Source organism: Aeromicrobium choanae (assembly GCF_900167475.1).
GTDB classification, from domain to species: domain Bacteria; phylum Actinomycetota; class Actinomycetes; order Propionibacteriales; family Nocardioidaceae; genus Aeromicrobium; species Aeromicrobium choanae.
In genome coordinates, this window is record NZ_LT796768.1 from 3,119,882 (window position 1) to 3,142,378 (window position 22,497).

Genomic DNA, 22,497 nt, shown 5'->3' on the forward strand with positions numbered 1-22,497 from the left:
CGCTCCGTCAGCTCACCAGCCGGCGCCGAAGCTGACGAACGAGGTGGGGCGGTCGCCGGTCGCCTCCGCGAGCGCGACGGCCGGGGCAGTGCCCGCCGCCATCAGGCGGTGCACGTCCTGCAGGACCTCGCAGGCCTCGTCGTCCGCGACGGCGGCGGGCGAGGCGATCACGCAGCGCGCACCGGCGTGGAGCCACGCGGTGACCATCCCCAACGACTCCTCGGCCCAGCGCTGCGTCGAGCGGCCGACCTCGCAGGCCGACAGGATCACGATCTGGGGCACCTCGGCGATCCGGTCGAGGTCGTATCCGAACAGGGGTCCGTCCTCCAGCAGCACGCCGGAGAACAGCGGGTTCTCGGCGGCGTGGCGACCATGCGCGGAGACGTGCAGGAGATCGACCCCGTCGGCGAGCCCGAGCGTGGCTCCCACGGTGGCCTCCGCGTCGGTGAGTGCGCTGGAGCCGGCCCAGCGGGCCGCCGACTGCTTGACCTCCTCCACGGCACGAGCGACGCCGGGACCGGCGACGAAGCCGGCACTGCGCGGCGGGTCAAGGTCGCGCGTGGCCAGCCATCGCGTGGCGGTGACCGGCACGGTCACGGGCCGGCCGGTGAAGCCCGGCAGCATCGACCACGGCAGACCAGACAGCAGTCCCGCCGGCGTGATCACGACGCGACGGTCTCCGAGGTGGGGAAGCACGGGATCGACCAGCAGCCGTGAGAGCTCCGCGAGGCGCCGGTCGCGTGAGCCGCGCACGGCCCGCTGCATCGCCGGCATCAGGGTGGCGGCCGCCATGTCGAGGTCGGCCTGCAGCCCGCCGAGCCGTTCGACGAAGGGCTCGTGCGGCCCGAGATCGAGCAGGACGGAGTCGCGGTCGGTGATCACGAGGGCGTGCACCCGGCGCCGGTCCCACAGGTAGCTCACCAGCGCGTCACGGTCGCCGAGGGAAGCGGTCAACTCGGCGGGCTCGACCACGTCGCCGACCTCGCCCGAGCCACGTTCGAGCCAGGCGCGGTGCCGCACCCGGTCGCGCAGGCGCTCCAGCTCCTGCGCCTCGGGGGAGTCCTCGTCGGGCTCCTCCACCGTCAGCTGGCGGATCTGGGTGAGGTCGGCGGCGGCGTCGGGGTCCACAGGCGGCCTCACGGGCACGACGCGGCTGGTCAGCTCGCGCGCCCGCTCGGACCACTCCAGCACGAGCGAGGGATCGCCCGAGGCGAGCGCCTCGCGGATGCCCGTCAGCGCCAGCGCGCGGCCGCTGCCCGCCACGCCGACCGCGAGGTCGAGGCTGCCGAACGACGACTGCCAGTCGTGCAGGAGGTCGAGTCCGCGGCGCAGGTGGGCGAGCGCCTCGCGCCGGCGCCCGCGCGCGAGCGAGCGCGCCGCCAGCGCCGACCGCTCCAGCAGCCGCTCGGTGAGGCCGTCCCGCTCGATCGTCCGCCCGCGCTTCAGCAGCACGGTCGCCCGGTCGAGGTCGCCGAGGACGGCCGCGAACCGTGCCGCGAGCAGGTCGAGCAGCTGGGCGAAGTGGTCGAGTCCGTGCCGCCGCAGGGCACCCGAGGTCGTCTCGGCCCGGTCGAGCCACGCCACGGTGGGCGGGGAGATCGAGGCCTCGGCGGCCAGCGCCACCGTGTCGGCGCGCAGCGCCCACCACTCGCTGCCCGTGCCGCGCAGGCGACGGGCCGCCTGCCGGGCCAGCCGGCGCGATCGGCGCGGGTCGCTGAACAGCAGCACCCGCGCGGCGGTGGCCTCGCACTCGCCCTGGTGCTGGCGCAGACGTGCCTGGGCGAAGACGCGCGCCGCGGCGAGGATGAGGTCGACGGCCTCGTGGGTCTCGCCCGCGGCGAGCAGGGCCTCGGCGGTGTCCTGGTCGCACACGGCGGCGGCGACGGGGGAGAGGTCGGCCAGGTGCACGCGCGCCGCATCCATCGCGGCCAGCGCCCCGACCAGGTCGCCACTCTGCAGTGCCGCGTAGCCGTCGTTGTGGCGCGCCTGGGCCCACCCGGTCTCGTCCCCGTCGGCGTCGAACAGCTCGGCCGCCTCGCGGAAGTCGCACCGGGCGCGAGCGAGGCGCCACTGCTGCAGGTGCAGCACACCGCGGTTCATCAGGGCGTTCGCGCGCGCCGTGCCCGTCAGCGCCGGGACCGCGAGGTCGTACAGGGCCGACGCCCGATCAGCCTCGCCCGCGTTCAGGTAGAGACCGGCCCGCTGACTGTGCACGAGCGCACGCACCGCGGGAGCCCGCGCCAGCCGGGCAGCCTCGTCGCACCACCGGAGCGCCTCCTGCGCATCGCCGAGGGTCGACTCGACGTGCGAGAGGTTGACCAGGATCCGCACCTCCCGGTCGGGATCGGCGTTGCGCTCCAGCGCCGTCAGCAGCTGGCGCCGCGCCGTGCGGTAGCGACCGGCATCCATCGAGGCTCGGCCCCGCCGGTGCAGCTCAACGGCCGAGAGCACGGGACCTCACTCCGGGTCGGTGAGGCGACCGATCGCGGCGATCGCCCTCTCCACGGCCTGCTCCGGATCGTCGGCCGCTCCCTCGAGCGGGAGGTCCTTGACCAGCGCGGTCGCCAGCTGGGCGGCGAACACGGGCGCGGCGAACGACGACCCGCTCCACACCGCGAAGCCGCTGGCGAAGTCGTCGGGGTCGACGGTCTCGCGGGTGCGGCCCCGGAAGGTGGCGCGAGCGATCGGCTGGAGGCCGCCCTCGAACGGCGGGATCGTGCTGACGAGGGAGGCGCCCGGCCTGTACACGTGGACCCACGGACCGGTGTTCGTGAACATGGCGTCGGTGCGACCGTTCGGGTTCAGCGCTCCCACGGCGACGATCGGCGTGGCGCGGGGATCGCGGCGCACGACCTCGTCGGCCGGGTCCTCCCACGGTCCGAAGGCCGCGGGGAAGAGGGGGCGCGACGTCGCGTCGTTGCCGGCCGCACAGACCACGGTCGTGCCGGTCCTGCCGATCAGGGCGAGCAGCTCGTAGAGGGTCGGGTCGAACTCCAGGTCGTACGGCGTCTCGTGGTAGTAGCCGAACGACAGGTTCAGCACGTCGAGGCTCAACCCGTTCTCGGCGCCGTCACCGGCGCGGACGAGCTGCGCGATGCGGATCAGGGCGGTGACGAAGTCGGACTCGGCGAGCGTGCCGTCGGAGTCCATGACGCGCCACCAGTGGATGTCGGCGTCGGGGCAGCCCTGGTGCAGGAGGCCCACGATGAACGTCCCGTGGCCCGAGGCGTCGTCGATGGAGCCGTCGAGCGGGCCGCTGACGTTGCCGAGCGTCTCGGGGTCGGTGGGCGCGTCGTCGCGACCGATGGTGACCCCGGCGATCAGCTTCGTGCCGTCCTTGACGGCGCCGTTGGTGAACCAGGGGTGCTTGCCGCAACCGGAGTCCAGTACCCCGACCCGCGGGCGGCGCTGGCCGTCGGGATCGTCGGGGGAGCGGGTGGGGGCCGGGCCGACCCAGGCCACCGGCTGACGTCCGCCGGAGCCGACGTCGCCGTACGAGTCGACGGCCATGCTCGCACCCCGCGTGAACGGGGCTCCGCGCGTGAAGGGAGCGCCCCGCGTGAACGGAGCCCCGCGGGTGAACGGGGCCCCGCGCGTGAAGGGAGCGCCTCGCGTGAAGGGAGCGCCCCGGGTGAACGGCGCGCCCCGGGTGAACGGGCTGCTCTGCAGGACGTGGTCGAGGCCGATCCCGTGCAGCAGGTCGGTCCCCTTCTCAGGCTCTCGACCCAGGGCCAGAGCACGGGCCGCCTGGAGCAGCGACCAGGCGTCCGGCGGACGGGCGTGCGAGCGGGCCGTGGCGGAGATGACGACCCGGGCCATCCCGACGCTGCCGGTGGTGGTGAGCCAGGGATAGCGCTCAGCGCGCTCCCGGCGCTCCTCCTCGGTCTCCTCGATCTGGATCCGCGGGTAGGTCTCGTCCTCGACGACCTGCCAGTTGAAGACCTCGGCGGCGTCCTTCAGCAGCTGGATCGCGGCATCGACGTCGACGAGCGTGGAGATGAGCAGCTTCGTCGAGAGATATGCGGTGGGGTGGGCCTCACGCCCACCGGGACCCACGGTGGCCTTGGAGGGGTCGAGGGTCGCGCCCTCGCGCGCGGCGACGCTCTCCAGCTCCTGCTCCCGCTCCCACGGGTCCTGCTCTTCCCAGCGCGGGGGCTCCTGGCCAGTCGGACGCATCCGGTGCTCCTCAGATCTCGAAGGTGGGGGTCGCCAGCTCGGTGTCGCCCGAGAAGTAGATGCGGATCAATCCGGCCGGCAGCGCGTCGAACTCGAAGCGGCCGTCGGTGACGTCGGCGGTCCACGTCTGGTCGCCCGACGTGAGGCGCGCCTCGCTGGCCCCGGTGCCGGTGACCCAGCCGTCCACGCGTCGGGTGGTCTCGTCGACCTCGGCCACGCGCAGCAGGATGGACGTCTCGTCGTGGGAGAACTCGATCGTGATGACGCCCGAGCCTCGGGTGCCGACGAGCTCGGTGCTGCGGCCCAGCAGGCTCAGCAGCTCGTAGTCGGCGTCGAGGTTCTCCGCGGCGACCGCGGCGATCATGGCGTCGGTCAGGTGGGCGGGCGGTGGATCGAGCACCTCGTACATCGCTCGCAGGTTCGTGAAGATCGGATCGCGTTCGGTCATGACGTGGCCCCCTCGCCGGAGATGACGGACTTGAGCTTCTCGAGGCAGCGTCGGCGTGTCGGGCCGATGCTCCCCACGGGCATGCCCAGGTCCTCGGAGATGTGCTGGTAGTCGGGCCGGTCGTCGAAGCCGGTGGTTCTCGTCGGCCGAGACGGCCTCGGACTCGGCGGCGGGCGAGCTCGGCAGCGCAGGCGCCAGCAGCTCGTCGTCGACCGCGTCCTCGCGCCGGTTCCGTGAGGCGACCCGCCACGCCTGGCGGCGGGCCGTGATGATGAGCCACGACGAGACCGCACGCGGGTTGTCCACGCTGTCGGCCTTGCGCACGAGGGTCAGCCAGGTGAACTGGATGACGTCCTCGCACACGTCCTCGTCGAGTCGGTAGGCGCGCACCACGTGCCACAGCACGGGGGTCATCTCGCGCACGAGTTCGTCGATCGCTCCGCGGTCCCCGTCACGCCAGCGTGCGAAGGCCTCGCCGGAGCGGATCCACGGGCCGTCGTCGGATTCTGCTGGTTCGTGTGACTTTTCGCTGGTCACGAAGTTCATTGTGCGCACATCCGGGACGAGGCAGGAAGGGGGCGCGCTGATACACGCGGTCGACGGACCGCCGGCAGGGCGGTGCTCGCTAGTAGCCTGTCGGGGTGCGACGACCCTCCCTCCTGCTGTCCGTGGTCCTCGGTCTCGCGACCCTGACGGGCTGTTCCGGCGGGGGTCCCTACTGCGACGCGGTCGACGACGGCCGCGAGTCGCTGGCCACCTTCGGCCAGCAGAACGACGCCGCGTTCGCCACCTACGCCGACGTCACGACGAAGGTCGCCCACGAGGCGCCCGAGGACATCGCGCAGGAGTGGACCGACATCGCCAAGGCGACCAAGAAGGTCGTGATCGCCCATCGCAAGGCCGACTTCGCGCTCGAGGACATGAAGAGCGAGGAGAAGGTGAACGCCCTGTCCCAGCAGGACATCGACCGGATCACCGCCGCCCACGAGGCCTTCAACGACACGAAGGCCCAGCGCGAGGACGTGGTCGAGCACGTGCACGACGAGTGCGGCATCGACCTGTCGAAGAAGTGAGGAGTTGACCGTGGCCCTGCCCGACCTGACCGACGAACAACGCCGCGAGGCGCTGGCCAAGGCGGCCGCCGCCCGCCAGGTGCGTGCCGAGGTGAAGAACCGTCTGCGCCACTCCGGCGCGAGCGTCGCCGACGTGCTGGCCGAGGCCAAGCGCAACGAGGCCGTCGCCAAGATCAAGGTGCTCGACCTGCTCCAGAGCATCCCCGGCATCGGGAAGCTGACGGCCCAGCAGATCATGGCCGACCTGAGCATCGCCGAGAGCCGCCGCCTGCGCGGCCTCGGCTCGAACCAGGCCAAGGGCCTCGTCGCCGAGATCGCCCGTCGTGGCTGAAGGCGAGCGTGGCCGCCTGATCGTGCTGGCCGGGCCCACCGCGGTCGGCAAGGGCACGGTGGCGGCCTGGGTGCGCGAGCACCACCCCGAGATCTGGATGTCCGTCTCGGCCACCACCCGGCCCGCGCGTCCGGGCGAGGTCGACGGACGGCACTACCACTTCGTCAGCCCCGAGGAGTTCGACCGCCTCATTGCCGAGGACGGCCTGCTCGAGTACGCCACGGTCCACGGCGTCAATCGCTACGGCACCCCGCGCGCCGCCGTGGAGGAGAAGCTGGAGCAGGGCGAGTCGGTCCTGCTGGAGATCGACCTGCAGGGTGCGCGCCAGGTGCGCGAGCGGTTCCCGGAGGCGTTCCTGGTGTTCCTGGCGCCGCCCAGCTGGGACGAGCTGGTGAACCGCCTGGTCGGCCGGGGGACCGAGACCGAGGCCGAGCGGGAGCGCCGCCTGGCCACCGCGCGCGAGGAGCTGGCGGCGGTGTCGGAGTTCGACGCCACCATCGTCAACACCGAAGTCGAGGAAGCGGGGCGGGAGTTGGTAGACTTGTTCAGATCACGCCCGCCAGCCGACCCTGCCGGGTAATCCTCGAAACTTCTGGAGATTCTGAGTGTCCACGACACGTTCTGCCGCCGAAGGCATCACCAACCCGCCGATCGACGACCTGCTCGAGAAGGCGGACTCCAAGTACAAGCTCGTCCTCTACAGCGCCAAGCGCGCTCGCCAGATCAACGCGTACTACTCCCAGCTCGGCGAGGGCCTGCTCGAGTACGTCGGCCCCCTGCTCGAGACCGAGGTCCAGGAGAAGCCCCTGTCGATCGCGCTGCGCGAGATCAACGCCGGCCTGCTGACCGTCGAGGACATCACCCCCGACGACGACGCGCCCGCGACCACCGACGAGGCCTGAGCCTGACGCCGCGATGAGTCGCATCGTCCTCGGGGTCACCGGCGGCGTCGCCGCCTACAAGGCGGCGCTGCTGCTGCGCCTGTTCACCGAGGCCGGGCACGACGTCCGCGTCGTGCCCACCGAGTCCGCGCTGGAGTTCGTCGGCGCCCCCACGTGGGAGGCCCTCTCGGGGAACCCGGTCCAGACCGGCGTGTTCGAGAACGTCCCCGAGGTGCCGCACGTGAAGCTGGGCCAGACGGCCGACCTCGTCGTCGTCGCCCCGGCCACGGCCAACACCCTCGCCCGCGCGGCGCACGGGCTGGCCGACGACCTCCTGACCAACACCCTGCTCACCGCCCGCTGCCCGGTCGTGATGGCGCCGGCCATGCACACCGAGATGTGGGAGCACCCCGCCACCGTGGCCAACGTCGCCACCCTGCGCGAGCGGGGCGTCCTGGTCATCGAGCCCGACTCCGGGCGCCTCACCGGCGCCGACACCGGACCCGGCCGGCTGCCCGACCCCGAGGCGATCCACGCGGTGTGCCTGCAGGTGCTGCAGGGCCGCCCGCGTGACCTCGCCGGCCAGCACGTCGTGGTCTCGGCCGGCGGCACGCGCGAGTTCCTCGATCCGGTGCGCTTCCTGGGCAACCGCTCGTCGGGCCGCCAGGGGATCGCCCTCGCCGAGGCAGCCCTCGCCCGCGGCGCCTCGGTCACGCTGGTGGCCGCGAACGTGTCCGTCGACGTGCCCGCCGGCGCCGAGGTGGTGCGGGTCGTCACCACGTCCGAGCTGCGCGACGCGATGCTCAAGGCCGCCGAGTCGGCCGACGCCGTCGTGATGGCGGCCGCACCGGCCGACTTCCGGCCCGTCTCCTTCGCCGACGCGAAGATCAAGAAGCAGCCCGACGGCGTCGCGCCGTCGATCGAGTTGACCGAGAACCCCGACATCCTCGTCGAGCTCGTCCGCACGCGGTCCGGGCGCCGTCCGGTCATCGTCGGATTCGCCGCCGAGACCGGCGACGCGAACGGCTCGGTGCTCGACCACGCCCGCGCCAAGATGGCCCGCAAGGGCTGCGACCTGCTCGTCGTCAACGACGTCGGCTCCGAGCGCACGTTCGGCCAGCCCGACAACGAGGTCACCATCCTCACGGCCGAGGGGTCCGAGCATCCCGTGGCCCGCGCGGCCAAGTCCGAGATCGCCCACGCGATCTGGGACGCGGTCGTCCAACGGGTGGAATGAACCCGCCCCGTCATCACCCGCCCACTACAGTCATCACGACGTCTGAGACGTCGTAGCCACCAGCCAGAGAGGTAACCGTGAGCCGTCTATTCACCTCGGAGTCCGTGACCGAGGGTCACCCGGACAAGATCGCCGACCAGATCAGCGACAGCATCCTCGACGCACTGCTCGCCCAGGACCCCAAGAGCCGCGTCGCGGCCGAGACGTTCGTGACCACGGGCCTGGTCCTGGTCGGCGGCGAGGTCACCACCGAGGCCTACGCCGACATCGCGCGGATCGCGCGCGACCGCGTGCTCGCGATCGGCTACGACTCGTCCACCAAGGGCTTCGACGGTGAGTCCTGCGCCGTGCAGGTCACCCTCGACGCGCAGTCGCCCGACATCGCCCAGGGCGTCGACACGGCTGAGGAGGCCCGCCTCGGCGGCGCCACCGACCCGCTCGACCTCCAGGGCGCCGGCGACCAGGGACTGATGTTCGGCTTCGCCTGCGACGAGACCCCCGAGCTGATGCCGCTGCCGATCACGATCGCGCACCGTCTCTCCGAGCAGCTGACCAAGGTCCGCAAGGACGGCACGCTGCCGTACCTGCGTCCCGACGGCAAGACCCAGGTCACCATCGAGTACGACGACAACGACAAGCCCGTGCGCGTCGAGGCCATCGTCATCTCCACCCAGCACGAGGAGGGCGTGGACCTCGAGCACCAGCTGCCCTCCGACCTCAAGAAGCACGTCATCGACGAGGTGCTGAGCCAGTACGACATCGACTCGTCGAACTACAAGTCGCACATCAACCCGACGGGCAAGTTCGTCATCGGCGGCCCCATGGGCGATGCCGGCCTGACGGGCCGCAAGATCATCGTCGACACCTACGGCGGCTACGCCCGTCACGGTGGCGGCGCGTTCAGCGGCAAGGATCCGAGCAAGGTCGACCGCTCCGCCGCGTACGCGATGCGGTGGGTCGCCAAGAACATCGTGGCGTCGGGTCTGGCCACCAAGGCCGAGGTCCAGGTCGCGTACGCGATCGGCGTGGCCCACCCGGTCGGCTTCTACGTCGACACGTTCGGCACCGAGGTCGTCCCGGTCGACACGATCCGCGACGCCGTGCTGGAGATCTTCGACCTGCGCCCGGCCGCGATCGTGCGCGACCTCGACCTGCTGCGCCCGATCTACGCCGAGACGGCCGCCTACGGCCACTTCGGCCGCCCGGGCCTGCCGTGGGAGAGCATCGACCGCGCCGACGCCCTGCGCGCGGCCGCGGGTCTCTGATCCCGTGCCCCGGGGCCCTGTCGGGCCCTGCTGGTAGAACAGCCGAGTGAACCAAGCACAGCGGCGTGTCGCGAGAGTCCTCGTCGACACGCCGCTGTCGCATCTGGACCGCCCCTTCGACTACGCCGTCCCCGACGAGCTCGTCGAGGCGGTCGTGCCGGGATGCCGGGTCAAGGTCCGCTTCGCGGGGCGGCTCGTCGACGGATTCGTCCTCGAGCTCGCCGACGACTCCGAGCACGACGGGAAGCTCGCGGCGGTCGCCAAGGTGGTCTCCTCCGAGCCGGTCCTGACCCCGGAGGTCGCCGCGCTCGCCCGCGCGCTGGCCGACCGCTACGCGGGCACCGCGGCCGACGTCCTGCGGCTCGCGATCCCGCCCCGCCACGCGCGAGCCGAGGCCCACCCGCCGGCCGAGCCTTCGCCACGACCGCCCGACATCGGCAACGCCTCGTGGCATGCCTACGTGCACGGGGCGGCCTTCGTCGAGGCGCTCGCGGCGGGAGAGTCACCCCGCGCGGTGCTGAACGCGCTGCCGCGCCATGAGCCAGAACGCGCCGTGGCCGAGGCGGTGTCGGCGGTCGTGCGGTCGGGCCGCGGGGCGGTCGTCTGCGTCCCCGACGTGCGCGAGGTCGCTCGCTGGCACGCGGCCTTCGCCGAGGCTCTCGGCCCCGACGCCCACGTGGCGCTCACGGCTGCCGACAAGCCCGCGGCCCGCTACCGGAACTTCCTGCGGGTCTCCCGCGGTGAGGTGCAGGTCGTGCTCGGCACCCGTGCCGCCGCCTACGCGCCCGTGCGCGACCTCGGTCTCGTCGTGATCTGGGACGACGGCGACGACCTCCACGCCGAGCCCCGCGCGCCCTACCCCCACACCCGCGAGGTGCTGCTGACCCGCGCGATCGAGACCGGCGCCGGCGTGCTGATCGCCGGCCATGCCCGCATGGCCGAGGCCCAGTCGCTGGTGCAGCAGGGCTGGTGCGCCGAGATCGTCGCCGACCAGGCCTCCCGGCGTCGCGAGTGGCCGGTCGTCGAGGTCACCGACGGCACCGAGCACGGCGCGGCCGCCGCCCGGCTGCCCGCCGCGGTGTTCCAGGCGGTCCGGGCCGCCGAGGGCCCCGTGCTCGTCCAGGTGCCCCGGCGGGGCTACCGCACCTCGCTGGCCTGCCAGGACTGCCGCACGCCGGCCTCCTGCCCGCAGTGCCACGGGCCCCTGCTGCAGCACCGGGCCGACGCCCCCCTGGTGTGCCGCTGGTGTGCCACCGAGGTGCCCCGCTGGCGGTGCACCGAGTGCGGTGGCACGCGCCTGCGCGCCCCGGTGGTGGGCCAGCTGCGCACCGCCGAGGAGTTCGGCGCCGCCTTCCCCGACCGCACCGTCCTCACCTCGGGCGGCGACACGGTGCTCGAGACGGTGGACCCCGAGGGAGACCCGCTCGTGCTGGCCACTCCGGGCGCCGAGCCGCCCGTCCCCGGCGGCTACGCCGTGGTGGTGCTGCTCGACACATGGCTCATGCTCGGACGCGACGACGTGCGCGTCGTCGAGGAGTCGTACCGGCGCTGGTTCAACGCCCTGGCGCTGTCGGCCTTCGGGGCCCGGGCCGTCGCGGTCGGTGACACCACGGTCCTGCAGGCGCTCGTCCGCGCCGACCCGGTGGCCGTCGCCGCCCGCGAGCTCTCCGAGCGGGCCGAGACCCATCTGCCGCCCGTCGGGCGCCTCGCCACGGTCGACGGCACCGACGACGTGATCGGGGTCCTGGCGCGCCGGTCGTGGCCGGCGTTCGTCGACGTCCTCGGCCCGGTGCCGCTGGAGCCGGGCCGCGAGCGCCTCATCCTGCGGGTGCCCCGGCGCGAGGGTCTGGCGCTGGCCGGGGTGCTCAAGCAGGTCGCCTCCGAGCGCAGCGCGGCCAAGGAGACCCCCGTGCGGATCCAGGTCGACCCCGTCGCCTTCTGAGCCGCCCGGCGGCACGACCTAGACTCGGCGGGTGAAGACTAGACTCGCCAGGTGAAGATCGTGTTCGCCGGGACCCCGGCCACCGCCGTGCCGACGCTCGAGGCGCTCGTCGCCAGCCGCCACGAGGTGGTCGCCGTGATCACCCGTCCCGACGCGCGGGTCGGCCGTGGCCGGTCGCTGCAGCCCTCGCCCGTGGCGGTGGCCGCCGAGGCCCACGGGATCGACGTGCTCAAGCCGGCGTCGACGTCCGATCCCGAGTTTCTCGACGCGCTGGCGGCCACGGAGGCACGCCTGGGCGTGATCGTGGCGTACGGGGCGCTGCTGCGCCGCGACGTGCTCGACGCCCTCGAGTTCGGCTGGATCAACCTGCACTACTCCGTGCTGCCGGCCTGGCGCGGGGCCGCCCCGGTGCAGCGCTCGATCATGGCCGGCGACGAGATCACCGGCGCCACGGTCTTCAGCCTCGTGGAGGCGCTGGACGCCGGTCCGGTGCTCGGCACGATCACCGAGCGGATCCAGCAGGACGACACCACGGGAACGCTCCTGGACCGCCTGTCCGACCAGGGCGCCACCCTCGTCGTCGACGTCGTCGACCACATCGAGGCGGGCGACATCGGCGCGGTGCGCCAGCCGGAGGACAACGTCTCCTACGCCCACAAGCTGACCACCGAGGACGCCCGCATCGACTGGCACCGTCCGGCCTTCGCCGTCGACCGCCAGATCCGCGGCTGCACGCCCGCGCCGGGCGCCTGGACCGAGGTCGACGGGGCGCGCCTCAAGGTCGGGCCGCTCACGATCGCCGAGGAGTCCACGCTGAAGCCGGGCGTGGCCTCCATCGGCAAGCGCGAGGTGCGCGTCGGCACCACCACCACCGACGTCGTGCTGGGCGAGGTGCAGCCGCGCGGCAAGAAGGCGATGCCCGCCGCGGACTGGGGCCGTGGCCTCGGCGGAGCCACCGAGGTGGTGTTCTCGTGAGCACGCCCACCGACCCGCGCGAGGTCGCGTTCGATGTCATGTCGGCGGTGCGCACCCGCGACGTCTACGTCAACCTGCTGCTGCCGACCCTGCTGGACGGCCTCTCCACCCGCGACGCCGCGCTGGCCACCGAGCTGACGCACAACACGATCCGCCACCAGGGCACCTACGACGCGATCATCGACACGGTGGCCACCGGCACGGTCCACCCCGCGGTGCGCGACGCCCTGCGCCTCGGCGCCCACCAGCTGCTCGCGATGCGCGTGCCGGCCCACGCCGCCGTCGACACCACCGTGCAGCTCGTGCGCCGCAAGATCGGGCACAGGCCCGTCGGCTTCGCGAACGCCGTGCTGCGCAAGATCGGCGGCAAGGACCTCGACACCTGGCTGGCCGAGGTCACCGCCGGGCGCGACCGGCTCGACGCGCTGGCGATCAGGTACTCGCACCCGCGTTGGGTCGTCGAGGCGCTCGAGGCCGCCGTGGGCACCGACGAGCTGGAGGCCCTGCTGGCGGCCGACAACGCGCCGCCACTGGTCACCCTCGTCGCCCGCCCCGGACTCGTCGACCCGCGCTCGCTGCCGGGGGAGACGGGCCGGCTCAGCCCCTACGCCCGCGTGATGACCGCCGGGGGAGACCCGGGGTTCGTTCCCGCCGTGCGCGACGGCCGCGCCGGGGTGCAGGACGAGGGCTCGCAGATGGTGGCGATCACCACGGCCGAGGCGCCGCTCGAGGGGTACGACACGCACTGGCTAGATCTGGCCGCCGGTCCCGGTGGCAAGGCCGCGCTGCTCGGCGCCCTCGCCGCCCAGCGAGGTGCCTCCTTGGTGGCCAACGAGATGCAGCCGCACCGCGCCGAGCTGGTACGCCAGTCCGTGCGGGCGCTCAACAACGTCGAGGTCACCGTGCACGACGGCCGCGAGGGTCCGTGGGAGGAGGAGTCGTTCGACCGTGTGCTGCTCGACGCTCCGTGCACCGGGCTCGGCGCCCTGCGCCGTCGTCCCGAGGCCCGCTGGCGCCGCCGCGCCGAGGACGTCCCCGAGCTGGTCACGCTGCAGCGGCAGCTGCTGACCCGCGCCGTCGACCTCGTCCGGCCCGGGGGAGTGGTGGGCTACGCCACCTGCTCGCCGCTGCCCGCCGAGACCCGCGAGGTCGTCGAGTCGGTCGTCGGGGAGCGGTCCGACGTGACCGTCGAGTCCGAGCACCACTGGTGGCCGCACACCGACGGCACGGACGCGATGTACCTGGCGCTGCTGCGCCGCGGCTGACGGATACGCTCGCCCCATGCGCATCACGCCGAGCCTGCTGAACGCCGACTTCGCGAACCTGGCGGGGGAGGCGGCCCGGATCCCGACGGCCGACTTCCTGCACATGGACGTGATGGACAACCACTTCGTGCCGAACCTCACGCTCGGCGCGCCCGTGATCGAGGCGCTGGCGAAGGCCGCGCCCCAGCCGATCGACGCGCACCTGATGATCGAGGAGCCCGACCGTTGGGCGCCGCAGTTCGTGGAGGCGGGCGCGTCGAGCGTCACCTTCCACGTCGAGGCCGCCAAGGCGCCGGTGCGGCTGGCTCGCGAGATCCGCGCGCAGGGCGCTCGCGCGTCGATGGCGCTCAAGCCCGCGACGCCGATCGAGCCCTACGAGGACCTGCTCCCCGAGCTGGACATGGTGCTGATCATGACGGTCGAGCCGGGCTTCGGCGGGCAGAAGTTCCTCGACCTGTGCCTGCCGAAGATCCGTCGCACGCGCGCGCTGCTCGACCGGGTCGGCGGGGACATCTGGCTCCAGGTCGACGGCGGCGTCTCGCTGGAGACGATCGAGCGCTGCGCCGAGGCCGGCGCCGACACCTTCGTGGCGGGCTCGGCGGTCTACAGCGCCGACGACCCGGGCGCCATGGTGGAGCGTCTGCGTGAGACGGCCGTCGGCGCCTGCCACTGAGCCGCTAGACTTTCCGTGTACGAGCTAATCGCTCGCGTGCTCCGGGGTCGGTGCAAGTCCGAACCGGCGGTGACAGTCCGCGACCCGAGGCCCTGCTCGCAGGGCTGAGGTTGAACCGGTGGAACTCCGGTACCGACGGTGAAAGTCCGGATGGAAGGCGCACGCTGCTCGGACGCATCCTGCGTCCGAGCCGTCCCCGGTGTCCCGTGAGCCCGAAGGCAAAGGGAGACCGGTGGCCAGTCAGACCGAGACCGACGCGATGCGCCGGGCCGTCGAGGCCGCCCGCGCCGTGGGTCGCACCCTGCCCAACCCGCCGGTCGGCTGCGTGCTGCTCGACGACGAGGGCCGTGAGATCGCCGTGGGCGTCCACCGGGGCGCGGGCACGCCGCACGCCGAGGTCGACGCCCTCCAGCTCGCGGGCGACCGCGCCCGCGGCGCCACCGCCGTCGTCACCCTCGAGCCGTGCAACCACACCGGCCGTACCGGCCCCTGCACGCAGGCCCTGATCGCCGCGGGGGTCGCCCGCGTGGTCTTCGGCACCACCGACCCCGCCGAGGGCGCCGGGGGAGCGAAGGTCCTCGTCGAGGCGGGCCTCGAGGTCGAGGACGGCGTCCTGGCCGACGAGACCGACGAGCTGGTCCGCTTCTGGTCCCACCGCCACCTCCACGGGCGGCCGTTCGTCACGTGGAAGTACGCGGCCACGCTCGACGGACTCAGCGCCGCTCCGGACGGCAGCAGCAAGTGGATCACCAGCGAGACGGCACGCCGCGACGTCCAGGTGTTCCGCGCCGAGTGCGACGCCATCATGGCCGGCACCTACTCCGTGCTCGCCGACGACCCGCGACTCACGGTGCGCGACGCCTCCGACCTGCCCCTGCCGTACGACCGCCAGCCGCTGCGCGTCGTCGTGGGGGAGTCGAAGATCCCCGCGTACTACCGCGTGTTCGACCGCGTCGCCCCCACGCGGCAGATCCACTCGCGCGACCCGCACGTGGTGCTCGCCGAGCTGCAGGCCGCGGGCATCCACCACGTCTGGCTCGAGGGCGGACCCCGGCTCGCCGGCGCGTTCTGGGGCGAGGGCCTCATCGACCGCGTGATCGGCTACATGGCTCCGGCGATGCTGGGCTCCGGCCGCGCCGCTCTCGAGGGCGAGGCGACCACGCTCGCGGACATCCGCCCCATCGAGATCACCGACCTGCGGATGGTCGGTCCCGACATCCGCATCGTCGGCACGCCGGGCCGGATGCCGCGCGAGGACATGGACACACCGATCGAGGAACCTGACAGCGAGGGCACGAACTGATGTTCACGGGCTTGGTGGAGGAGAAGGGCACGGTCGTGGCCCTCGACGACCTCGGCGACGCGGTGCGGATCACGATCCGCGGACCCGTCGTCACGTCGGACGCCGGACACGGCGACTCGATCGCGGTCAACGGCTGCTGCCTGACGGTGATCGACCCGACCGAGGACACGTTCAGTGCCGACGTCATGCGCGAGTCGCTGGACCGCACCAGCCTCGGCGACCTGGAGGCAGGATCCCTCGTCAACCTGGAGCGCGCGATGCAGGCCGGCGCCCGGATGGGCGGCCACATCGTCCAGGGCCACGTCGACGGCACCGCCACGCTGATCGACCGCACCCCGAGCGAGCACTGGGAGGTCGTCCGGTTCAGCCTGCCGGCCGAGCTGGCGCGCTACGTGGTCGACAAGGGCTCGATCACGGTCGACGGCACGTCGCTCACCGTGGTCGAGGCCGGTGACGACTGGTTCAGCGTCTCCCTCATCCCCACCACCCTGGCCGACACCGTGCTCGGCACCCGCAAGCCCGGCGACCGCGTCAACCTCGAGGTGGACGTCATCGCCAAGTACGTCGAGCGACTGCTCGAGAAGGGAGCTCACTCATGATCGAGGAGCAGCACACCGGAGTCCGCCTCGACAGCATCGAGCGCGCGATCGCCGACATCCGCGACGGAAAGGCGATCGTCGTCGTCGACGACGAGGACCGCGAGAACGAGGGCGACATCATCTTCGCCGCCTCCAAGGCGACGCCCGAGCTGATGGCGTTCCTGGTCCGCTACTCCAGCGGCCTGGTCTGCGCGCCGATCACGGGCGAGATCCTCGACCGGCTGGCGATCCCGCTGATGACCCCGCACAACCGCGACCGGCTGCGCACGGCCTACACCGTGTCGATCGACGCCCGCGACGGCGTCACCACCGGCATCTCGGCGTCCGACCGGGCGCGCACGTGCCGCGTGCTCGCCGACTCGGCCACCGAGCCGTTCGAGCTCGTGCAGCCCGGCCACATCGTGCCGCTGCGCGCCAAGCCCGGCGGTGTGCTGGAGCGCGCCGGCCACACCGAGGCCGCGGTCGACTTCGCCCGCCTCGCGGGCCTGACCCCCGCCGGCGTGATCGGCGAGGTGATGAACGACGACGGCACGCTCAAGCGCGCGCCTGAGCTGCGCGAGTTCGCCGACGAGCACGATCTCGCCCTGGTCTCGATCGCCGACCTGCAGGTGTACCTGCGCCTGCACGAGTCGCAGATCACCCGCCTGGCCGACGCCCACCTGCCCACCGAGTTCGGCACGTTCCGCGCCATGGGCTTCAAGGACCGCATCGACGGCGCCGAGCACGTGGCCCTCGTCCACGGCGAGCCCGGAACCGAGGACGTGCTGGTGCGGCTGCACTCCGAGTGCCTCACCGGCGACGTCTTCGGCTCGCGCCGCTGCGACTGCGGCCCGCAGCTGGAGGCCGCGATGGCCGAGGTCGTCTCCGCCGGCGCCGGCATCGTGGTCTACCTCCGCGGCCACGAGGGCCGCGGGATCGGCCTGCTGCACAAGCTGCGTGCCTACGAGCTGCAGGACCAGGGCCAGGACACGGTCGACGCGAACCTCTCGCTGGGCTTCGGCGAGGACGAGCGCGACTACGCCGCCGGGGCGCAGATCCTGCGCGAGCTCGGCGTCACCTCGGTGCGCCTGCTGACCAACAACCCCGACAAGTCCACCCAGCTGGAGCAGTACGGCGTCAAGGTCGCCGAGCGGCTGCCCGTCGTCATCGCGCCCACGCCCGACAACCTGCGCTACCTGCAGACCAAGGCCGCCCGCATGGGCCACGACCTGCCCGACCTCAAGCTCGACGAGGAGATCTGACGTGGCCGGACACGGAGCACCCGAGATCACCGTCGACGGCAGCGGCGCGAAGGTCGCCGTCGTCGCGTCGAGCTGGCACACCGTGGTGATGGACGGCCTCATCGCCGGCACCGACCGCGCGCTGAAGGAGGCCGGCGTCACCGACACGACGCTGCTGCGGGCGCCCGGCTCCTTCGAGCTGCCGATCATCGCGCAGGCCTGCGCGAACGCCGGCTACGACGTGGTCGTCGCGCTCGGCGTGATCATCCGGGGCGGGACGCCCCACTTCGAGTACGTCTCGGCGGCGACCACCGACGGGCTGTCCCGCGTGGCGCTGGACACCGGCGTGCCGATCGGCTTCGGCCTGCTCACGTGCGACACCGAGCAGCAGGCGCTCGACCGCGCCGGCCTGCCGGGATCGCCCGAGGACAAGGGGCGCGAGGCCGCCGAGGCCGCGCTCTCGGCATGGGCGACCGTCCGGGGCCTGACGCCCCGCCGATAGGATGACCACGATGAAGACGTTCGATGGCCTGTTCGCGGAACTGTCCGAGAAGGCCGCCTCCCGCCCCGAGGGCTCGCGCACCGTCGCCGAGCTCGACGCGGGCGTGCACGCGATCGGCAAGAAGCTCGTGGAGGAGGCCGCCGAGTCGTGGATGGCCGCCGAGCATGAGGGACCTGCGCGTGCGGCCGAGGAGATCAGCCAGCTGCTGTACCACGCGCAGGTGATGATGATCGCCGCTGGCATCTCCCTCGATGACGTCTACTCCCACCTCTAGGAAGCCCCACATGCTCAAGGTCGCCGTCCCCAACAAGGGCGCCCTGTCCGAAGCCGCCGCCGCCATGCTGACCGAGGCGGGCTACCGCCAGCGTCGCCACGCCAAGGACCTCGTCACCGTCGACGCCGACAACGACGTCGAGTTCTTCTACCTGCGTCCGCGCGACATCGCCATCTACGTCGGCGAGGGCACGCTCGACGTCGGCATCACCGGCCGCGACCTGCTCCTGGACTCCGGCGCCAAGGCCGACGAGGTCATGGAGCTGGGCTTCGCGGGCTCCACGTTCCGGTTCGCCGCCCCCGAGGGCCAGATGACCAGCGAGTCCGAGCTCCAGGGCCGCCGCATCGCCACGTCGTACCCCGGCATCGTGCGTCCGCACCTCGAGCGGCTCGGCATCGACGCCCAGGTCGTGCGCCTCGACGGCGCGGTGGAGTCCTCGATCCGGCTCGGTGTCGCCGACGCGATCGCCGACGTGGTCGAGACCGGCACCACGCTGCGCCAGGCGGGCCTCGAGGTCTTCGGCGACCCGATCCTCACCTCCGAGGCGCTGCTGATCGCGCGGTCGGCCGCCGAGGTGCCCGCGGGCGTCGACGTGTTCCAGCGCCGCCTGCAGAGCGTGATCGTGGCGCGCACCTACGTGATGATGGACTACGACATCCGCGTCCAGAACGTCGACGAGGCCGTCCGGCTGACCCCGGGCATCGAGTCGCCCACGGTGTCGCCCCTTCATCGGGAGGGGTGGGTCGCGGTCCGGGCGATGGTCCCGCGCGAGGCCACCCAGAAGATCATGGACGAGCTGTACGCCCTCGGCGGCCGCGGCATCCTCGTCACGGACATCCTGTCGTGCCGGATCTGACGATGGGCCAGTCCTCCTCGCGGCGCACGTTCCGCCCCATCGGCGTCATCGTCGTCATGTGGGCGTGCGTCGTCGTGCTCGCCGTCCTCGCCGCGATGATCGGGATCCGCCTGCCCGAGGAGTACAAGTTCACGACCTCGCAGACCGTCACGATCTGGGTGCTCATCGGCTTCGTGGCGCTGTTCGCCCTGTTCGTCTCGCGCAGCCACGTCACGGCGGACGACGCTGGGCTGACCTTCGTCAACGGCTGGCGCCGTCGCACGCTGCGCTGGGACGAGATCTCCGTGGTGTCGATGCGCCCCGGCACGCCGTGGCCCACGGTCGAGACGAAGGACGGCCGCCGCTTCGCGCTGTTCGCTATCCAGGGCAGCGAGGGCGATCCGGCGCGCGACGCCGTGACCTGGCTGTCCGGTCACGTGCGATGAGCCACGGTGACGACTCCTGGGGTGGCGGACGCTCCCTGGCCGAGCCGGCGTTCCCCGGCGACGATGGCGGCGTCGACCCCTCGCTCGACCTGACCGACGACACCACGCTGCTCGCCACGCTCGGCACGGCGCGGGTCTTCGTCCCGGTCGTCGCGGTGCTGGGGGAGCGGGCCACCGACGGCAGCGACAAGAACTCCGACATGGCGGCGGTCCTGATGACCGGCGCCGACGGTCGCACCGCACTGCTGGCGTTCAGCTCGCTGGAGACGATGAGCCGCTGGAACCCGACCTCGCGTCCCGTTCCCGTCTTCGGCCGCGACGCCGCCCGGGCCGCGCTCGCCGACGGCGCCTCGGCCATGCTGCTCGATCTCGGACAGCCCACCTTCGGCGTCGTCGAGACCGAGGACCTCGAGCACGTCGCCGCCGAGCACGTGCTGGTGCGAACCGCCGCCGGCACCGCCTGGATCGAGCCGGCGGGCGACTAGTCCTGCAGCGGTGACACGCCCGCCAGCGGCACCGTGATGTGGACGTTCCCGTCGTGCCGCTCGACCCGGGCGACGAATCCGGCCCGCCCCACGGTGCGCAGCAGGGTGTCGTTCGCGGTGGCCGTGACGAAGGTGAGCCGTTGCGCGCCGAGCGCCCTCGCCCGTCCGGCGCCCTGCTTGACGAGCATCGTGCCGATGCCCCGGCCCTGCCACGCGTCCTCGACGATCAGGTGGAACGTCCACCGGTCCTCGACCTGCTCCACCAGGCCGTGCCCGACGATGTCCAGCCCCGACTGCACGACGATCGCCAGGCCGCTGTCGGGAACGACGAGCCGACGGGCCAGCCGGGTGGTCATCGGCATGCGCAGCGGTGCCTGGTACCGGTGGTAGATCGTCTCCGCGCTGCAGCGCTGGTGCAGGGCGGCGACACCCTCGATGTCGGCGAGGGTGGCCCGGCGCGTGAGGGGCAGGGGGGTCCGCTCGGCCGGCTGGAGCAGCGGTACGTCCATCCCCGCGTCGCTGACGAGGGAGAGCAGCGCCTGCGCTCGCGACCGCTCGGCCGGGGTGAAGGGGACCGCCCGGCTGATTCTCAGGCTCGTGCCGTTGCGGCGCTGCAGGTCGAGCACGTCGTGGCCGTTGTAGTCCAGGACGTCCGGGGGCGTCGTGCCCAGGAGGTCGCGCAGCACGCTCTCGACGTCCCGCCCGCCCTCCAGCACCTCGTGCATGCCGCGCAGGTAGCGGGTCGCCTCGTCGTCGAGGGCGTCGGGGCCCGTCCGGGTCACGGCCACCCGCGTGCCGCCGGCCTTCTCGAAGACCTCGGCCAGCTGCAGGTCGGTCATGCCCGGTGCCGCGCTCACCACGAACTCGTCCGTCACGGTCGGGTCGCCGGGGAACACCTGCATGCTCGCGATGTTCACCTCAGCCTGTCCGCACGCGAGGGCGATCTCGGCCAGGATGCCGGGCCGGTTCTCCAGGGTCGTCCGCACGCGCCACATCATGCGACCAGTCTGACCCGCCGGTGTTTCGTCCCGATTTCCTCCGGGAAGGATTCGGCTGCTAGCATGGTTGATCGAAGTGGAGGTCACTCCCACCTGCCGGGTTCAAGGATCCGGGGGTCACCCGCTGCGGGTCGTTCTCGGACGATCTCGCGGCGTGCGGCACCGTACGGTGCGTGTGGTGGCTTTCGCTTCGACGGAGGCCACCTTTTTCGTGTCCTCCAAACCCGATCTCAGGAGGATCCATCAGCACAGATCTGCGCGTCAACGAGCGCATTCGCGTACCGGAGGTCCGGCTCGTCGGACCCAGCGGTGAACAGGTCGGCATCGTTCGCATCGAAGATGCCCTGCGCCTGGCCGCCGAGGCCGATCTCGATCTCGTCGAGGTCGCCCCCCAGGCCCGGCCCCCGGTCTGCCGCCTCATGGACTTCGGCAAGTTCAAGTACGAAGCCGCCCAGAAGGCGCGCGAGTCGCGACGCAACCAGACGAACACGGTCATCAAGGAGATGAAGCTCCGCCCGAAGATCGACCAGCACGACTACGACACCAAGAAGGGTCACGTCGTGCGGTTCCTGAAGGCCGGAGACAAGGTCAAGATCACGATCATGTTCCGCGGTCGCGAGCAGCACCGTCCCGAGCTCGGGTTCCGGCTGCTGCAGAAGCTCGCCGCCGACGTGGAGGATCTCGGCTTCATCGAGTCGAACGCCCGCCAGGACGGTCGCAACATGACGATGGTGCTTGGACCTCACAAGAAGAAGTCCGAGGCGCAGGCCGAGGTCAAGGCCGAGAAGGCCGTGACCACCGCCGCCCGCGAGGCTGAGCGCGAAGCCGAGGCCGTGGCCGAGAAGGTCCATCGCGAAGAACACCAGAAGACAGCGCCGCCGAAGAAGCCTCGCCGGCGCTCCGAGAACCTCGATCCAGACATGGAGGCATAACCGTGCCGAAGTTCAAGCCCCACTCGGGCATGAAGAAGCGCATCAAGATCACCGGCAAGGGCAAGCTCCGCCGCGAGCAGACCAACCGCCGCCACCTGTTGGAGGTCAAGTCCTCGACCCGAAAGCGTCGCCTCGACGGCACGACGTCGGTGTCGAAGGCTGACACCAAGCAGGTCAAGAAGCTGCTCGGTCTCTGAGCGCCCCCGAACTTTACGAAGATTTGAAGGAGTAACACTGTGGCACGCGTCAAGCGTTCAGTGAACGCGCAGAAGAAGCGCCGCGAGATCCTCGAGCGGGCCTCCGGCTACCGCGGACAGCGCTCGCGCCTGTACCGCAAGGCCAAGGAGCAGGTCACCCACTCGCTGGTCTACTCGTACAACGACCGCAAGGCTCGCAAGGGCGACTTCCGTCGTCTCTGGATCCAGCGCATCAACGCCGCCGCGCGTGCGCAGGGCATCACGTACAACCGCTTCATCCAAGGCCTTAAGGCCGCCGAGGTCGAGGTCGACCGCAAGATCCTCGCGGATCTGGCCGTCAACGACATCGCGGCGTTCAACGCCCTCGTCGAGGTCGCCAAGGCGAACCTCCCCGAGGACGTCAACGCTCCCAAGGCCGACTCGGCCGTCTGAGCTCAGGC

At 72.1% G+C, this 22,497-nt stretch carries 25 protein-coding genes and 1 riboswitch; of the genes, 21 read left to right on the top strand and 4 right to left on the bottom strand.

Features of this window, described 5'->3' with window-relative positions; genetic code table 11:
* Positions 1–12: 12 nt before the first annotated feature.
* From B5D60_RS15135 to B5D60_RS17140, 3 genes are read right to left on the bottom strand one after another with little or no spacing between them, the layout of a single operon-like run.
* On the bottom strand, positions 13–2,451 hold the full coding sequence (locus B5D60_RS15135; protein WP_153303056.1) for a CHAT domain-containing protein: 2,439 nt from the start codon (positions 2,449–2,451) through the stop codon (positions 13–15).
* 6 nt (positions 2,452–2,457) lie between these two features.
* Positions 2,458–4,176: a S8/S53 family peptidase gene (locus B5D60_RS15140; RefSeq protein WP_078700928.1), complete on the bottom strand. Its 1,719-nt coding sequence runs from the start codon at positions 4,174–4,176 to the stop codon at positions 2,458–2,460.
* A 10-nt stretch (positions 4,177–4,186) separates the two neighbouring features.
* Entirely contained in the window at positions 4,187–5,161 is a 975-nt protein-coding gene (locus B5D60_RS17140) for an RNA polymerase sigma factor (protein WP_197684339.1), read from the bottom strand.
* 104 nt (positions 5,162–5,265) lie between these two features.
* On the opposite strand from B5D60_RS17140, the gene B5D60_RS15155 reads away from it, so the two are divergent.
* From B5D60_RS15155 to B5D60_RS15240, 18 genes are all read left to right on the top strand, one after another.
* Positions 5,266–5,697: a hypothetical protein gene (locus B5D60_RS15155; protein WP_153303057.1), complete on the top strand. Its 432-nt coding sequence runs from the start codon at positions 5,266–5,268 to the stop codon at positions 5,695–5,697.
* A gap of 10 nt (positions 5,698–5,707) precedes the next feature.
* A complete protein-coding gene (gene mihF, locus B5D60_RS15160) occupies positions 5,708–6,028 on the top strand; it encodes an integration host factor, actinobacterial type (protein WP_078700932.1) in 321 nt (106 codons plus the stop codon).
* Complete coding sequence (gene gmk / locus B5D60_RS15165) at positions 6,021–6,608, top strand: guanylate kinase (RefSeq protein ID WP_078700933.1); 588 nt, start codon at positions 6,021–6,023, stop codon at positions 6,606–6,608. Before mihF ends, gmk begins: the two co-directional genes overlap by 8 nt.
* Positions 6,609–6,633: 25 nt before the next feature.
* Positions 6,634–6,930, top strand: a complete 297-nt coding sequence (rpoZ, locus tag B5D60_RS15170; protein WP_078700934.1) for a DNA-directed RNA polymerase subunit omega — start codon at positions 6,634–6,636, stop codon at positions 6,928–6,930.
* A 13-nt stretch (positions 6,931–6,943) separates the two neighbouring features.
* Entirely contained in the window at positions 6,944–8,146 is a 1,203-nt protein-coding gene (gene coaBC / locus B5D60_RS15175) for a bifunctional phosphopantothenoylcysteine decarboxylase/phosphopantothenate--cysteine ligase CoaBC (RefSeq protein ID WP_078700935.1), read from the top strand.
* A 77-nt stretch (positions 8,147–8,223) separates the two neighbouring features.
* Positions 8,224–9,411 (top strand): methionine adenosyltransferase, encoded by a 1,188-nt coding sequence (metK, locus tag B5D60_RS15180; protein ID WP_078700936.1) that lies wholly within the window; start codon positions 8,224–8,226, stop codon positions 9,409–9,411.
* 46 nt (positions 9,412–9,457) lie between these two features.
* On the top strand, positions 9,458–11,353 hold the full coding sequence (locus tag B5D60_RS15185; protein WP_078700937.1) for a primosomal protein N' family DNA-binding protein: 1,896 nt from the start codon (positions 9,458–9,460) through the stop codon (positions 11,351–11,353).
* A gap of 51 nt (positions 11,354–11,404) precedes the next feature.
* Positions 11,405–12,328 carry a methionyl-tRNA formyltransferase gene (gene fmt, locus B5D60_RS15190; protein ID WP_078700938.1) on the top strand — a complete coding sequence of 308 codons (924 nt, stop codon included), beginning with the start codon at positions 11,405–11,407 and terminating at the stop codon, positions 12,326–12,328.
* On the top strand, positions 12,325–13,593 hold the full coding sequence (locus B5D60_RS15195; protein ID WP_231948904.1) for an RsmB/NOP family class I SAM-dependent RNA methyltransferase: 1,269 nt from the start codon (positions 12,325–12,327) through the stop codon (positions 13,591–13,593). Before fmt ends, B5D60_RS15195 begins: the two co-directional genes overlap by 4 nt.
* A 16-nt stretch (positions 13,594–13,609) precedes the next feature.
* Positions 13,610–14,266 carry a ribulose-phosphate 3-epimerase gene (rpe, locus tag B5D60_RS15200; RefSeq protein ID WP_078700940.1) on the top strand — a complete coding sequence of 219 codons (657 nt, stop codon included), beginning with the start codon at positions 13,610–13,612 and terminating at the stop codon, positions 14,264–14,266.
* Positions 14,267–14,299: 33 nt separating this feature from the next.
* A riboswitch (FMN riboswitch) is annotated at positions 14,300–14,432 on the top strand.
* Between the two features lie 66 nt (positions 14,433–14,498).
* Positions 14,499–15,569 (top strand): bifunctional diaminohydroxyphosphoribosylaminopyrimidine deaminase/5-amino-6-(5-phosphoribosylamino)uracil reductase RibD, encoded by a 1,071-nt coding sequence (gene ribD / locus B5D60_RS15205; protein WP_078700941.1) that lies wholly within the window; start codon positions 14,499–14,501, stop codon positions 15,567–15,569.
* Positions 15,569–16,168: a riboflavin synthase gene (locus tag B5D60_RS15210; RefSeq protein ID WP_078700942.1), complete on the top strand. Its 600-nt coding sequence runs from the start codon at positions 15,569–15,571 to the stop codon at positions 16,166–16,168. The genes ribD and B5D60_RS15210 overlap by 1 nt, the downstream gene beginning before the upstream one ends.
* Complete coding sequence (locus B5D60_RS15215) at positions 16,165–17,409, top strand: bifunctional 3,4-dihydroxy-2-butanone-4-phosphate synthase/GTP cyclohydrolase II (protein ID WP_078700943.1); 1,245 nt, start codon at positions 16,165–16,167, stop codon at positions 17,407–17,409. The genes B5D60_RS15210 and B5D60_RS15215 overlap by 4 nt, the downstream gene beginning before the upstream one ends.
* 1 nt (position 17,410) lies before the next feature.
* A complete protein-coding gene (gene ribH / locus B5D60_RS15220; protein ID WP_078700944.1) occupies positions 17,411–17,890 on the top strand; it encodes a 6,7-dimethyl-8-ribityllumazine synthase in 480 nt (159 codons plus the stop codon).
* Between the two features lie 10 nt (positions 17,891–17,900).
* Positions 17,901–18,164, top strand: coding sequence for a phosphoribosyl-ATP diphosphatase (locus tag B5D60_RS15225; protein WP_078701480.1), 264 nt, complete (start codon positions 17,901–17,903; stop codon positions 18,162–18,164).
* A 10-nt stretch (positions 18,165–18,174) separates the two neighbouring features.
* Entirely contained in the window at positions 18,175–19,020 is an 846-nt protein-coding gene (gene hisG / locus B5D60_RS15230; protein WP_078700945.1) for an ATP phosphoribosyltransferase, read from the top strand.
* 2 nt (positions 19,021–19,022) lie between these two features.
* Complete coding sequence (locus B5D60_RS15235) at positions 19,023–19,445, top strand: PH domain-containing protein (protein WP_078700946.1); 423 nt, start codon at positions 19,023–19,025, stop codon at positions 19,443–19,445.
* On the top strand, positions 19,442–19,930 hold the full coding sequence (locus B5D60_RS15240; protein WP_078700947.1) for an SseB family protein: 489 nt from the start codon (positions 19,442–19,444) through the stop codon (positions 19,928–19,930). The genes B5D60_RS15235 and B5D60_RS15240 overlap by 4 nt, the downstream gene beginning before the upstream one ends.
* Here the strand turns inward: B5D60_RS15240 and B5D60_RS15245 are convergent.
* Positions 19,927–20,928: a GNAT family N-acetyltransferase gene (locus tag B5D60_RS15245; protein WP_078700948.1), complete on the bottom strand. Its 1,002-nt coding sequence runs from the start codon at positions 20,926–20,928 to the stop codon at positions 19,927–19,929. The genes B5D60_RS15240 and B5D60_RS15245 overlap by 4 nt on opposite strands.
* A gap of 173 nt (positions 20,929–21,101) precedes the next feature.
* On the opposite strand from B5D60_RS15245, the gene infC reads away from it, so the two are divergent.
* The 3 genes from infC to rplT are packed head-to-tail and all read left to right on the top strand — an operon-like array spanning position 21,102 to position 22,489.
* The gene (infC, locus tag B5D60_RS15250) at positions 21,102–21,860 is read left to right on the top strand and encodes a translation initiation factor IF-3 (protein ID WP_331712488.1); all 759 of its coding nucleotides are present in this window, start codon (positions 21,102–21,104) and stop codon (positions 21,858–21,860) included.
* A 2-nt stretch (positions 21,861–21,862) separates the two neighbouring features.
* Complete coding sequence (gene rpmI, locus B5D60_RS15255; protein WP_078700949.1) at positions 21,863–22,057, top strand: 50S ribosomal protein L35; 195 nt, start codon at positions 21,863–21,865, stop codon at positions 22,055–22,057.
* A gap of 39 nt (positions 22,058–22,096) precedes the next feature.
* Positions 22,097–22,489, top strand: coding sequence for a 50S ribosomal protein L20 (gene rplT / locus B5D60_RS15260; protein WP_078700950.1), 393 nt, complete (start codon positions 22,097–22,099; stop codon positions 22,487–22,489).
* Positions 22,490–22,497: the final 8 nt, after the last annotated feature.

Coding starts and splice junctions, on each gene's coding strand:
- B5D60_RS15140 (WP_078700928.1), bottom strand. CDS start 4,176: ATGCGTCCGACTGGCCAGGAGCCCCCGCGCTGGGAAGAGCAGGACCCG.
- coaBC (WP_078700935.1), top strand. CDS start 6,944: ATGAGTCGCATCGTCCTCGGGGTCACCGGCGGCGTCGCCGCCTACAAG.
- rpe (WP_078700940.1), top strand. CDS start 13,610: ATGCGCATCACGCCGAGCCTGCTGAACGCCGACTTCGCGAACCTGGCG.
- B5D60_RS15210 (WP_078700942.1), top strand. CDS start 15,569: ATGTTCACGGGCTTGGTGGAGGAGAAGGGCACGGTCGTGGCCCTCGAC.
- B5D60_RS15215 (WP_078700943.1), top strand. CDS start 16,165: ATGATCGAGGAGCAGCACACCGGAGTCCGCCTCGACAGCATCGAGCGC.
- B5D60_RS15225 (WP_078701480.1), top strand. CDS start 17,901: ATGAAGACGTTCGATGGCCTGTTCGCGGAACTGTCCGAGAAGGCCGCC.
- hisG (WP_078700945.1), top strand. CDS start 18,175: ATGCTCAAGGTCGCCGTCCCCAACAAGGGCGCCCTGTCCGAAGCCGCC.
- B5D60_RS15235 (WP_078700946.1), top strand. CDS start 19,023: ATGGGCCAGTCCTCCTCGCGGCGCACGTTCCGCCCCATCGGCGTCATC.
- B5D60_RS15240 (WP_078700947.1), top strand. CDS start 19,442: ATGAGCCACGGTGACGACTCCTGGGGTGGCGGACGCTCCCTGGCCGAG.
- B5D60_RS15245 (WP_078700948.1), bottom strand. CDS start 20,928: ATGATGTGGCGCGTGCGGACGACCCTGGAGAACCGGCCCGGCATCCTG.